The sequence below is a fragment of the Streptococcus bovimastitidis genome (genome assembly GCF_001885095.1).
GTDB classification, from domain to species: Bacteria; Bacillota; Bacilli; order Lactobacillales; family Streptococcaceae; genus Streptococcus; species Streptococcus bovimastitidis.
Map to the genome: position 1 here is coordinate 184640 of NZ_LZDD01000001.1, position 13195 is coordinate 197834.

Below are 13195 nucleotides of genomic sequence, written 5' to 3' on the forward strand. Positions count from 1 at the left end.
AAAAACTTCCTTAATCCTTAAATAATTTCTTTTAGTTTAGCAGGTTGGAATCCAGAGAAAACCATCTGGTCACTTTCGATAACTGGAGCAGCTGTAAAACCAAGGCTTTTCACATAATCAATTTTTTCAGGATGCTCATCGATATTAATTTCTTGGAAAGTAGCACCATTTTGCTCTAGGAATTTTTTGGTCATTTTACATTGCATACAATTATTTTTAGAATAAAGTGTGATCATGATTTTCTCCTTCAAATTTTCAATACTCTAATATCATATAGAATTTAGATATAAAATGCAAGGTTTTTACCCGAAAAAAACACAATATTTTGGGGTGCATATTTAAACAAAGCACTATATATAGTGTAGAGGGGTGATGGATGCGGTAATGACTGGCTTAATCAGATTATCTATGATAAACAATCCTAAAAAAAACGTATGAATATTCTAAAAAATAAGTTTTTTAGTCTAAATATGCCCTTACGATACCCAAAATTATTGAGATTATTTATTGTAAAAGATAGTGAAATTATCAATGAAAAATTCAGAAATGTTGCTTGTAGACATGTCTGTGTTTTTAGTCAACACTTAATAAGTAGCCTTTACAAGTAAAAAGAAAGCAATGAAAATATTGTGAAAATTTTATTAGCTTTTAGCTAGTCAGAAGATTTAATCTTGAAAACCAAAAGACAATATGCTATAATTTGTTATTGTAAGGGTTACCATGTGGTGGCTCAAAAATACACAACTATTAAAAGGAGAACCATACTATGGCTTCAAAAGATTTTCACATTGTTGCAGAAACAGGAATTCACGCACGTCCAGCTACATTACTAGTTCAAACAGCTAGCAAATTTGCTTCAGATATCACTTTAGACTATAAAGGTAAAGCTGTAAACTTGAAATCAATCATGGGCGTAATGAGCCTAGGTGTTGGTCAAGGTGCTGATGTTACTATTTCAGCTGAAGGTGCTGACGCTGATGACGCTATCGCAGCTATCGAAGAAACAATGACTAAAGAAGGATTGGCATAAAACTATGACAGAAATGCTTAATGGAATTGCAGCCTCTGATGGTGTTGCTGTTGCTAAAGCATATCTACTAGTTCAACCGGATTTGTCATTTGAGACTGTTACAGTCGAAGATACAAACGCAGAAGAAGCTCGCCTTGATGTAGCATTACAAGCTTCACAAGACGAGCTTTCTGTTATCCGTGAGAAAGCAGTAGAAAGCTTAGGCGAAGAAGCGGCTTCTGTTTTTGATGCCCATTTGATGGTCTTGTCTGACCCTGAAATGATCAACCAAATCAAAGAAACCATTCGTGCAAAACAAACCAATGCAGAAACTGGTCTTAAAGAAGTGACTGATATGTTCATCACTATCTTTGAAGGAATGGAAGATAACCCATACATGCAAGAACGTGCAGCGGATATTAAAGACGTTGCCAAACGTGTCTTAGCACACCTTTTAGGCGTTAAGTTACCTAACCCAGCGACTATCAATGAAGAATCAATCGTCATTGCACATGACTTGACACCTTCAGATACTGCTCAATTAAATAAACAATTTGTTAAAGCTTTTGTTACTAACATCGGTGGTCGTACAAGTCACTCTGCTATCATGGCACGTACACTTGAAATTGCTGCTGTTTTAGGAACAAACGATATCACAAAACGTGTTAATGATGGAGACATGGTTGCCGTTAACGGGATTACTGGTGAAGTTATCATCAACCCAAGTGAAGAACAAATTGTTGCCTTTAAAGAAGCTGGTGCAGCTTATGCTAAACAAAAAGCAGAATGGGCTCTCTTAAAAGATGCTGAAACAGTAACTGCTGATGGCAAACATTTTGAATTAGCAGCCAATATTGGAACACCAAAAGACGTTGAAGGAGTCAACGATAATGGTGCTGAAGCAGTTGGTCTCTATCGTACAGAATTCCTTTACATGGATTCACAAGATTTCCCAACTGAAGATGAACAATATGAAGCTTATAAAGCTGTTTTAGAAGGAATGAATGGCAAACCAGTTGTGGTTCGTACAATGGACATCGGTGGTGATAAGGAGTTACCATACTTTGACCTTCCTAAAGAAATGAATCCTTTCTTGGGATATCGTGCGCTTCGTATCTCAATTTCTGAAACAGGGGATGCTATGTTCCGTACACAAATGCGTGCTTTATTACGTGCATCTGTTCACGGACAACTTCGTATCATGTTCCCAATGGTTGCACTTTTGAAAGAATTCCGTGCAGCAAAAGCTGTCTTCGATGAAGAAAAAGCTAAACTTGAAGCAGAAGGTATCGCAGTTGCCGATGACATCCAAGTTGGTATCATGATTGAAATCCCTGCAGCGGCAATGTTGGCTGACCAATTTGCTAAAGAAGTTGACTTCTTCTCAATTGGAACAAACGACTTAATTCAATACACAATGGCTGCTGACCGTATGAACGAACAAGTATCATACCTTTACCAACCATATAACCCATCAATCCTACGTTTAATCAACAACGTAATTAAATCAGCACATGCTGAAGGTAAATGGGCTGGTATGTGTGGCGAAATGGCAGGAGATCAACAAGCTGTTCCATTACTTGTGGGTATGGGCTTAGATGAATTCTCTATGTCAGCTACATCTGTATTACGGACACGTAGCTTAATGAAAACTTTAGATACAGCTAAAATGCGTGAATACGCACAACGTGCTTTAACTGAATGCTCAACAGCTGAAGAAGTACTTGAGTTAGCAAAAGTATATCTACCAGAAGCTTAATTATAAGGAGTTGGGAAACCAACTTCTTTTTATGTACTCAACTATTTGAAGTATAAAGTTTTTATAATCTTCTGACAATTATCATATCAGAAGATTGAAATATCCTGAAAAAGTGATAGAATAGTTGTATTATCTAAAAAGGAGATAAGTAAATTGACTAAACAGTATAAAAATCTTGTCAACGGAGAGTGGAAACTTTCTGAAAATGAAATCAAAATCTATGCTCCGGCTACAGGGGAAGAACTCGGCTCTGTACCTGCCATGTCTACAGAAGAAGTAGACTTCGTCTATGAATCTGCTAAAAAAGCTTTTCCAGTATGGCGTGAACTATCTTATGTTGAACGAGCAGCAATTTTACACAAAGCAGCGGATATCCTAGTTCGTGATGCTGAAAAAATTGGTGCGGTTCTTTCAAAAGAAGTTGCTAAAGGTCATAAAGCAGCAGTAAGCGAAGTTGTTCGTACAGCTGAGATTATCAACTATGCTGCTGAAGAAGGTATCCGTATGGAAGGTGAAGTACTTGAAGGCGGAAGTTTTGAAGCATCAAGCAAGAAAAAAATTGCAATTGTTCGTCATGAACCTGTTGGTCTCGTTTTGGCTATTTCACCATTTAACTACCCAATCAATTTAGCGGGTTCTAAAATTGCTCCAGCTCTTATCGCTGGTAATGTTGTAGCCCTTAAACCACCAACACAAGGTTCAATTTCTGGACTTTTATTAGCTGAAGTATTTGCTGAAGCTGGTGTACCTGCTGGTGTCTTTAACACAATTACAGGACGTGGTTCAGTCATTGGTGACTACATTGTAGAACATGAAGCTGTTAACTTCATCAACTTTACAGGTTCAACTCCAGTTGGAGAACGGATTGGTCAATTGGCAGGTATGCGCCCAATCATGTTAGAACTTGGTGGTAAAGACTCTGCGATTGTTCTAGAAGATGCTGATTTAGCATTAGCAGCAAAAAATATCGTTGCAGGTGCCTTTGGTTATTCAGGACAACGTTGTACAGCTGTTAAACGTGTATTAGTAATGGATTCAGTTGCGGATGATCTTGAAAAACATGTTTGTGACCTTGTTTCTAAATTATCTGTCGGTATGCCAGCTGATAATGCTGATATCACTCCATTGATTGATACAAAAGCGGCTGATTTTGTTGAAGGTCTGATTAATGACGCAACTGACAAAGGTGCCAAAGCCTTAACTGAAATCAAACGTGAAGATAATTTGATTTCACCAGTAGTCTTTGATAATGTGACGACTGATATGCGTTTAGCTTGGGAAGAACCATTTGGACCAGTCTTACCATTCATCCGTGTTAAATCTGTTGAAGAAGCTATCGAAATTTCAAATGCTTCAGAATATGGTTTGCAAGCTTCTGTCTTTACAAATAATTTCCCTAATGCCTTTGCTATTGCAGAGCAATTGGAAGTTGGAACAGTTCATCTTAACAACAAAACCCAACGTGGTACAGATAACTTCCCATTCTTAGGAGCTAAGAAATCTGGTGCAGGCGTTCAAGGTGTTAAATACTCAATCGATGCTATGACCAACTTAAAATCAATTGTTTTTGACATTGCATAATCAAGTATTGAAGTTGATATAAAAATAAGTTTATTAAAAACTAGTTATTCCCTTTTCGGATTAGTTAGTTTTTTTTTTGACAACTAAAGGTTATTTTATTAATTTTTTTATAATTTAATAATTTTCTGATGATAAAATTTGGAATATTCATTTCTTTTTTGGGATTCTTGTGTTAAACTAATGGTACAGTTTTATAAGGAGAAACAATGAAGAAACTTTCATATATAATCATGACACTTTTTCTCATTTTGGGATTAAGTCTTTCAGCATTTCTTTTTCATGAAAGATATATTCAAGACCGAATTCATAAGGTTATTAGGCAAGAGAAAAGAGTCTTAAAAGAAGAAGGAGCCTATCAGTCATTAGAAATTATAAAACAAGGAAATGTTGACTTTTACTATTATGCTCCCTTAAAAAATAATGCCGATTTTTACCAAGGAAATTTACCACTATCATTATATAAAGAGAAAAGATCAGATTCTGAATTTGTTCTGATCATCCCGAAATTCACTAAAAGTACCTTGAAAAATGTTAAACGAGCTAGTATTCATCAAGTAACTTATCGCAAGGGATTCTTAAAAGTGACTAAGAAATCTGACAAGGTTATCAGTAGCTATCATGTCACCAATGACTATCAGCAATTTCGAGTGACAGATTTGGTTAATGGTCATATAGACCGGATAGCTGAGGAAATTAATAAATTAGATCCAGAAACTGTATTTGATCCAACACTTACAGGTAATCTAACAGAGAAAAATGGTGTTTTAAGTGATTCCCTTAAAATAGATGATAATGGTATTGTTGTCCAGGATAAAAAAGAGATACCATTCCAAAATCTATTTGACGTTATTAACCCTAGCTTTTTAAGTGGAAAAACAAACCGTGCCTATGAAGCTTATCAAGAGAAGAAAAAAGAAGAAGCAGCAGCAAAAGTTGCTCACGAAAAAATGGTAGCTCTAACTTTTGATGATGGACCAAATCCGGAGACAACCCCTCGAGTATTAGAATTATTAGCTAAATATGGGGCAAAAGCAACTTTCTTTATGCTAGGATCTAAAGTCGTAGCAAATCAGGAACTTGTCAAAAAAGTACATGATAATGGAAATGAAATTGGGAATCACTCCTGGGACCATCCTAATCTAACCAAACTTGCTCCAGAGCAAATTCAAAATCAAGTTCAATCTACTAATGATGCCATTGCTAAGGCTTGTGGACAAAAACCTCTTTATTTAAGACCACCTTATGGTGCGACAAATGAAGTTGTCAAAAAAGCAGCAGCCATGAATCAGATGCTTTGGACTGTAGATACAAGGGATTGGGATAATCACAATACCCAAGCCATGATGGCAAATATCAAAAATCAATTGCAACCTGGTGGTGTCATTCTGATGCATGATATACATAAAACGACGGTCGATGCCCTACCGACGATTTTAGAATATTTGAAAAAAGAAGGCTATAAGTGTGTTACTGTTAGTCAGTTAATGGGACATAGTTAAGTCAACAGTAAGAAAAGTGAGTCTGGGATATTCTATCCTAGACTCACTTTTTTCGGGGGTTAACTTTTATTTTCTTATTAATTCTTGATTTCGTAAAGTTAGTTCAGAAACCTGAGCAAATTTTTTCAGTTTTTTGATATCTTCAGGATGGTTAACTAAGGTGATAACACTACCTGCTTTACCCATACGACCAGTTCTACCCGCTCGGTGCGTATAATTCTCTTTGTCACGAGCAACTTCAAACTGAATAACATATTCTAATTGGTCGATATCAATTCCACGGGCCACTAAATCGGTAGCCAATAATAAGGGGATTTGATGGTTTTTGAATTTTTCTAAAATGGTTTTGCGGAATTTAACATTGACATCACTGGCGAGTGATACCGCATTAGTACCCATAAATTGTAATTTTTCTTCAGTTGCACCTAAATCAGAGAGACTGTTAAAAAAGACTAAGGCTCTAAAATCAGGAATATTAGCAAATTTACGTAAAAGATCAAGACGATCTCTTTTGTCAACTTGAATATAAAAGTGTTCTAAATTACTTAAACCTTCTCCTGTTAAGTCAATGGTCTGAGTGCCTGTTTCGAGGACATCTTTAGAGACTTTATCAGTTGCACTCATATAAATCATTTGATGGTCACGAGGAACATGGTGAGTTATTTTTTGAACAAAGCGGAATTGTGAATCACCCAAGAGCTCATCAAATTCATCTAGAATGATGGTGTCTACATTCATCATCTTAATTTTTTTATGTTGAATTAATTCATAGACCCGGCCAGGTGTTCCAATAATTATTTGTGGCCCTTTTTTTAAGCGTTCAATTTGACGTTTTTGACTAGTTCCAGAAATAAAGAGTTGAGCAACTAGGTTTAGTGGCTCTGCCCATTCTTTTGTCACTTCGAAAATTTGTCCAGCTAACTCGGTGTTTGGGGCTAAAATTAAGAGCTGTTGTGCTTTTTTCGACTCAATCTTTAAGAGGCTTGGAAGAAGATAAGCCAAGGTTTTTCCTGTTCCTGTTGGACTAATTCCTAAGATATTTTGACCATTCAAGATAGGTTGAAAAACAGCTTCTTGAATTGCTGTAAAATGATTAAATTGGCGTTCTAATAGTTGATCTTGCCAGATTTGGGGTAATTTAGTAATCATGTGTATTCCTTTATCTTTAATACTTCCATTATAGCATGAAAAAGCCTAAGTTCCTAAAAATGCCAGTCTACTATTTATTAATCAGAATAGATAGCAAATTGATGGGAAATTTGGTAAAATATACCGAAGACTTTTAGAGACGGAGTAACACATGCACAAGAAACCCATTATTATCGGTGTAACAGGTGGTTCTGGAGGCGGAAAAACGAGTGTATCCAGAGCAATCTTGGATAGTTTTCCAAATGCTCGTATTGCCATGATTCAACATGACTCTTATTACCGAGATCAGGCTCATCTCAGTTTTGAAGAACGTGTCAAAACTAACTATGACCACCCACTGGCTTTTGAGACAGATTTTATGATTGAGCAATTAAAAGAATTGTTGCAAGGTCGTCCAGTCGATATTCCGGTTTATGACTACAAAGCTCATACCAGAAGTGATAAGACTTTTAGACAAGAGCCCCAAGATGTTATTATCGTTGAAGGGATTCTTGTATTAGAAGATGAACGTTTGCGTGAATTAATGGATATCAAATTATTTGTTGATACGGATGATGATATCCGGATTATCCGTCGGATTAAACGCGATATGATGGAACGTGGTCGAAGTTTAGATAGTATTATTGAGCAATATACGACAGTTGTTAAGCCAATGTACCACCAATTTATTGAACCAAGTAAACGTTATGCTGATATTATTGTGCCTGAAGGGGTAAGTAATGTTGTCGCTATTGATTTAATCAATACTAAAATTGCTAGTATCCTAGCAGAACACCAAGGAGAGTAAGATGGTCATCGCCCTTTTAAGTATATTATTAACATGGAACATTGTTGTTTTTGCCTTATACGGCATTGACAAGCGCAAAGCTATAAAGGACCAATGGCGTATTTCAGAACGGACATTGATTCTTTCAGCCCTTTTCTTTGGCGGTTTCGGTGCACTTTTAGGTGGCAAACTTTTCCATCATAAGACTCAAAAATGGTACTTCCAAGTTTCTTGGTATCTAGGCATTGCAATTATCTTTGTAGCAGCCTATTATATTTATGTTTATTTTTTCCAAAAATAGAATAGCAGAGCAAGCCAGGGCTATATGTCTTGGCTTTTTACTTGCTCTTGGTGAGAAAAGTAAATCTTAAAGAAAAAGGCAAGGTATGATATAATAGAACAATGAATATGACCATTAAAGAAATGAATTATCAATTAATGATTGAACAGGCAAAAGCCCTGTTTGCTAATGAAAGCAATGCCTTGGCTAATCTATCAAATGCCAGTGCTTTATTAATGACCACCTTGCCAAACTCGGTCTTTACCGGTTTTTACTTATTTGATGGTCAAGAATTAATTTTAGGTCCCTTTCAAGGAGGCGTTTCCTGTGTCCATATCCCTTTAGGTAAAGGTGTTTGTGGTCAGGCTGCTTTGGAAGAAAAGACTTTAATTGTTGCGGATGTTACCAAACATGCCAATTATATTTCCTGTGATTCCAAGGCCCGTAGTGAAATCGTCATCCCCATCTTTAAGAATCAGAAGTTATTAGGTGTTCTTGATTTGGATTCTGAATTGGTTGACGATTATGATCAGGTGGATAAACAGTATTTGGAAGCCTTTTTGGAAATCTTAGTCCAAGCTAGCCGCTTTAATTTTGAAATGTTTGGAGTTGAAAGCTAATGTATCAAGCCCTATATCGAAAATATCGCAGTCAGACTTTTTCCGAAATGGTTGGGCAAAAAGTCGTATCGACAACCTTGAAACAAGCAGTAGCCAGCGGGAAAATTAGCCACGCTTACCTTTTCTCTGGACCAAGAGGAACAGGGAAAACATCGGCTGCTAAAATTTTTGCCAAGGCCATGAACTGTCCGAACCAAGTGGATGGGGAACCATGTAATAACTGTGATATCTGTCATGATATTACCAATGGTAGTTTAGAGGATGTCATTGAAATCGATGCCGCTTCAAATAACGGTGTCGATGAAATTCGCGACATTCGGGATAAATCGACCTATGCTCCAAGTCGTGCCACCTATAAAGTTTACATCATTGATGAGGTTCACATGTTATCAACGGGAGCCTTTAATGCCCTCTTGAAAACCTTGGAAGAACCGACTGAAAATGTTGTCTTTATTTTAGCAACAACAGAACTTCACAAAATTCCAGCGACCATCTTATCTCGGGTCCAACGCTTTGAGTTCAAGTCTATCAAACAAAATGATATTGCCAATCACATGGCTTGGATTTTAGAGATAGAAGACATTCCTTATGAAGAGGGAGCTCTAGATTTAATTGCCCGCCGTGCTGAGGGTGGTATGCGTGATGCCTTGTCCATTTTGGATCAGGCTCTCAGTTTATCTTCTGAGGACCAAGTGGATTTGGCCATTGCTGAAGAGATCACAGGTTCAATTAGCTTAGCGGCACTGGATACTTATGTTTTTGAGATTAAACAAAAGAATGCTCAAGAAGCCCTTGCTCAACTGGCCACTATTTTCGAAAATGGCAAGAGCATGAGTCGTTTTGCTACTGACTTATTAACCTATTTGAGAGATCTCCTTTTGGCTAAAGCTGGCTCGGATTTGTACTTCCAGTCTCAGCATTTTCAAGATAACCTGCAACTCAATAGCCAGGAAATTTTTGCCATGATTGCGACCATTACCCATTATTTGCCGGAAATTAAAAAAGGGTCTCATCCTCGCATTTATGCGGAAATGATGACTATTGCTTTGGCGAATCCTGACGAGGTCAGCAGCCTAGAAGCATCGCCAGATTTGGTGGTCCAGTTAGAAAGTCTCAGGACCGAAGTAGCGCTGCTAAAAGAATCCATTGAGAAAATGGAATCTCAGGGACTTCAGGGAACAAGCCAGTCCTCAAGTCCGGTTAGAGCTGTTAAGAGTCGTCAATCCTTCACCTACAAGGTGGATCGTCAAAAAATCTTGACCATCATGGAAGAAACGGTTCAAGATAGTGAGAAATCACGACAATATTTAGAATCCTTAAAATCAGTTTGGAATGAAATCCTAGATTCGATTTCAGCCCAAGATCGGGCCTTACTTTTAGGGTCAGAACCTGTTTTAGCTAATGGTGAGAATGCCATTCTTGCCTTTGAAGCTGCCTTTAATGCTGAACAAGCCATGAATCGAAAAGATTTAAATGATATTTTTGGCAATATAATGAGTAAAGCAGCTGGTTTTTCACCAAATATCTTGGCTGTTCCTCGAGCTGATTTTAATCATATCCGAAGCGAATTTGCTAAACAGATGAAATCGCAGTCGCAGGAAATGGTTGAGGAAAAGTCGGTGACTGAAATCCCGGAAGGTTTTGACTTTTTAATGGATAAAATTAAAACAACAGAAGATTAAAAAAAGAGATGGGCGGAAGTGAACTAGTCCCCAAGAGTTAGTTTTTTTTTCTAACTTTTGAGGGGCAGTTCAGAAGACCCCATTCTCTTTTTATGATAGAATACCAATATGACAATTAGACAATTTATCATTATTACTTTTATTTGTGCTTTTGAAACTTATTTTTTCAATGATGCTTTGATGTCGGGGGATTACCTTTTTGCGACTTTTTGGGGCTTTCTCCTAGTTAGAGATTTGCGTAAGGCTTATAATATCCAAAAATTCACTCAGTCGATTTTGAAAGCGACTAAGGTTACCAAGAAGAAAGACTAATTTCACCGCTGCTCAGTATCTTTTCTTGCTTATCTGCCAGTTTGACAATGAGGTGACCTTGGTCTGTGATATCAATAGCTTGGGCTTGAATGGTTTTGTCATTTTCGATATAAGTGACTTGTTTGCCAAGGACTAAAGATTTTTCTTTATAAACCTTTAAGTGGTCCTTGACGGGGATTTCAAAGAAGAGTTTCCATATTTCTGTAATCAATTGGTTACGGCTGATTGGGGCATGGCCCTGGAAAAGAGAGCCAGCCTTGGCTGAAATTTCTGTCGGGAACTCAGGGATATTGAAGTTAAGGCCAATGCCGATTATCACATCAGTAATTAGTCCGGTTTCAACAGAAGTTATGGCTTCTGTGATGATGCCGGCTATTTTTTTTTGCCCTAAATAGATGTCATTAACCCATTTGATTTCTGTTTCGATGCCTGTCAAACGGGAGATGGCTTTGACAATACTGGAAGCGGCAATCAGGGTATAAGGCAGTAGATGGTCGTAAGTGACATTGGGGCGGAGGTGAAGGGACATGTAAATGCCACCAGTTTCTGAGGCAAAGAAGTCGCGATTCATCCGGCCTTTAGCTTTTGTCTGACTTGGCGCCAAAAAGAGTTGTGGTGTTACCCCATTTTGGGCGATATTATCTTTGGCATCTTGTTGAGTAGAATAGCTTGTTTCCATTAAGGTAACTGGAAAGCCGACTTCTTGGCTAATGCTTTCTGCTAGTAGGATATCACCCCCCAGGAGTTTATATCCTTTGACTTTAGATTTCTCAATCTGAAGACCTTGATTTTCTAAGGTTTTGATGGCTTTCCAAATGGATGTTCTGGATAAATCCAACTTCTCTGCTAAGAGTTCACCGCTGACAAAATCCTGATTTTGGGCTAGTAGTGTATATATTTTTTCTGATGTTTTCATGCTTCTAGTATAGTACATTTCAAGGAATTTTCAAGTTCATTCCTTGGCTTTCTACTGTTTCTTTAGACTCTAGATTGATAAGGCAAAAATGGCTCTAGCCAAACAGTCATAAAATGATATAATAGTAAAGTTAATGAGTCCCGAAAAGGCAGAAGTGATTCTGGTTCTTTGTAACTTTTTAACTCGACAAGGTTGTTATGCATTGTGCATTTGGCCGAATTGATATTACCAGAACAAAACTGGTAAGCTTTTATTATTTTAAAAGGGGGACATTTTTATGTCAGAACGTAAATTATTCACGTCTGAATCTGTATCAGAAGGGCATCCTGACAAGATTGCCGATCAAATTTCTGATGCCATTTTAGATGCTATTCTTACTGAGGATCCTGATGCCCATGTGGCAGCAGAAACAGTTGTTTACACTGGTTCAGTTCATGTTTTTGGGGAAATTTCTACCAAAGCTTATGTTGATATTAACCGAGTTGTTCGTGATACCATTGCTGAAATTGGCTACACAGAAGCCGAATATGGTTTTTCGGCTAATGCTGTTGGTGTGCATCCATCTTTAGTGGAACAATCAGCTGATATTGCCATGGGTGTTAATGAAGCTCTTGAGGCGCGTGAGGGACAAGCAGATGATTTGAACATGATCGGTGCTGGAGACCAAGGCTTAATGTTTGGTTTTGCTATCGATGAAACTCCAGAATTGATGCCTTTACCAATCTCACTATCACATAAATTGGTTAAAAAATTAGCTGATTTACGAAAATCAGGTGCAATTTCTTATTTGCGTCCAGATGCTAAATCGCAAGTTACTGTTGAGTACGATGAAGCTGACCAACCAGTGCGCGTGGATACTGTCGTTATTTCCACTCAACATGACCCTGATGTGACTAATGAGCAAATTCGTCAGGATGTGATTGAACAAGTGGTAAAAGCGGTTATTCCAGCTAAATTATTAGATGAGCAAACCCGCTTCTTTATTAATCCAACTGGCCGTTTCGTTATTGGAGGACCTCAAGGGGATTCTGGTTTGACCGGTCGCAAAATTATTGTTGATACTTACGGTGGTTATTCACGTCACGGAGGTGGAGCATTTTCTGGTAAAGATGCCACTAAAGTGGATCGCTCCGCATCTTACGCAGCTCGCTACATTGCCAAAAATATTGTTGCTGCTGGACTAGCTCGAAAAGCTGAAGTGCAATTAGCATATGCTATCGGTGTTGCCCAGCCTGTGTCTGTTAGAATCGATACCTTCAATACGGCAACTGTTGAAGAGGGGCGCATTGAAGCAGTAGTAAGAGAATTATTTGATCTCCGTCCTGCTGGTATCATCAAAATGCTTGATTTAAAGAGACCTATTTATAAGCAAATAGCTGCATATGGACATATGGGTCGGACTGACATTGATTTACCATGGGAAAAAACGGACAAGGTGGAGCAATTGAAAGCCTTACTTGGTTAAATTTTTGTTACAATTTTAATTTTTTATAAAGATGGACAGTCTTGTCCATCTTTTTTTACGCCCAAATAGCCTTTTAAGGACTATTTCGAAACGGTTTGCCCATTCAAGCTATTTGTATTGCTCATTAAATTATGATAAAATAAAAAGGTTGAATTCT

The 13195-nt window shown here is 37.6% G+C and carries 13 protein-coding genes; 10 read left to right on the top strand and 3 right to left on the bottom strand.

The window, feature by feature from the left end; all coding sequences use genetic code 11:
* Positions 1–17 precede the first annotated feature (17 nt).
* Positions 18–236, bottom strand: a complete 219-nt coding sequence (gene nrdH, locus A9Q68_RS00905) for a glutaredoxin-like protein NrdH (RefSeq protein ID WP_071792784.1) — start codon at positions 234–236, stop codon at positions 18–20.
* 530 nt (positions 237–766) lie between these two features.
* Between nrdH and A9Q68_RS00910 the strand changes: the two genes are divergently transcribed.
* The 4 genes from A9Q68_RS00910 to A9Q68_RS00925 all read left to right on the top strand — a co-directional run bounded on the left by A9Q68_RS00910 (position 767) and on the right by A9Q68_RS00925 (position 5848).
* Positions 767–1030: a phosphocarrier protein HPr gene (locus tag A9Q68_RS00910; protein ID WP_000146945.1), complete on the top strand. Its 264-nt coding sequence runs from the start codon at positions 767–769 to the stop codon at positions 1028–1030.
* Between the two features lie 4 nt (positions 1031–1034).
* Positions 1035–2768: a phosphoenolpyruvate--protein phosphotransferase gene (gene ptsP, locus A9Q68_RS00915; protein ID WP_071792785.1), complete on the top strand. Its 1734-nt coding sequence runs from the start codon at positions 1035–1037 to the stop codon at positions 2766–2768.
* 153 nt (positions 2769–2921) lie between these two features.
* Positions 2922–4349: an NADP-dependent glyceraldehyde-3-phosphate dehydrogenase gene (locus A9Q68_RS00920; protein WP_071792786.1), complete on the top strand. Its 1428-nt coding sequence runs from the start codon at positions 2922–2924 to the stop codon at positions 4347–4349.
* 206 nt (positions 4350–4555) lie between these two features.
* Positions 4556–5848: a polysaccharide deacetylase family protein gene (locus tag A9Q68_RS00925; protein WP_071792787.1), complete on the top strand. Its 1293-nt coding sequence runs from the start codon at positions 4556–4558 to the stop codon at positions 5846–5848.
* Between the two features lie 66 nt (positions 5849–5914).
* Here the strand turns inward: A9Q68_RS00925 and A9Q68_RS00930 are convergent, their stop codons facing one another.
* Positions 5915–6997 carry a DEAD/DEAH box helicase gene (locus A9Q68_RS00930; RefSeq protein ID WP_071792788.1) on the bottom strand — a complete coding sequence of 361 codons (1083 nt, stop codon included), beginning with the start codon at positions 6995–6997 and terminating at the stop codon, positions 5915–5917.
* A 151-nt stretch (positions 6998–7148) separates the two neighbouring features.
* Between A9Q68_RS00930 and udk the strand changes: the two genes are divergently transcribed.
* The 5 genes from udk to A9Q68_RS00955 all read left to right on the top strand — a co-directional run bounded on the left by udk (position 7149) and on the right by A9Q68_RS00955 (position 10657).
* Positions 7149–7784: a uridine kinase gene (gene udk, locus A9Q68_RS00935; RefSeq protein ID WP_071792789.1), complete on the top strand. Its 636-nt coding sequence runs from the start codon at positions 7149–7151 to the stop codon at positions 7782–7784.
* Position 7785: 1 nt separating this feature from the next.
* Positions 7786–8064 (top strand): DUF1294 domain-containing protein, encoded by a 279-nt coding sequence (locus tag A9Q68_RS00940; RefSeq protein WP_071792790.1) that lies wholly within the window; start codon positions 7786–7788, stop codon positions 8062–8064.
* Positions 8065–8165: 101 nt separating this feature from the next.
* Positions 8166–8663: a GAF domain-containing protein gene (locus tag A9Q68_RS00945; RefSeq protein ID WP_071792791.1), complete on the top strand. Its 498-nt coding sequence runs from the start codon at positions 8166–8168 to the stop codon at positions 8661–8663.
* Positions 8663–10345 (top strand): DNA polymerase III subunit gamma/tau, encoded by a 1683-nt coding sequence (gene dnaX / locus A9Q68_RS00950; protein WP_071792792.1) that lies wholly within the window; start codon positions 8663–8665, stop codon positions 10343–10345. The genes A9Q68_RS00945 and dnaX overlap by 1 nt, the downstream gene beginning before the upstream one ends.
* Positions 10346–10453: 108 nt before the next feature.
* Positions 10454–10657, top strand: a complete 204-nt coding sequence (locus A9Q68_RS00955) for a DUF3272 family protein (RefSeq protein WP_071792793.1) — start codon at positions 10454–10456, stop codon at positions 10655–10657.
* Here the strand turns inward: A9Q68_RS00955 and birA are convergent.
* Positions 10638–11573, bottom strand: a complete 936-nt coding sequence (gene birA / locus A9Q68_RS00960; RefSeq protein ID WP_071793703.1) for a bifunctional biotin--[acetyl-CoA-carboxylase] ligase/biotin operon repressor BirA — start codon at positions 11571–11573, stop codon at positions 10638–10640. The genes A9Q68_RS00955 and birA overlap by 20 nt on opposite strands.
* A gap of 277 nt (positions 11574–11850) precedes the next feature.
* Between birA and metK the strand changes: the two genes are divergently transcribed.
* Positions 11851–13038: a methionine adenosyltransferase gene (gene metK / locus A9Q68_RS00965; protein WP_071792794.1), complete on the top strand. Its 1188-nt coding sequence runs from the start codon at positions 11851–11853 to the stop codon at positions 13036–13038.
* Positions 13039–13195 lie beyond the last annotated feature (157 nt).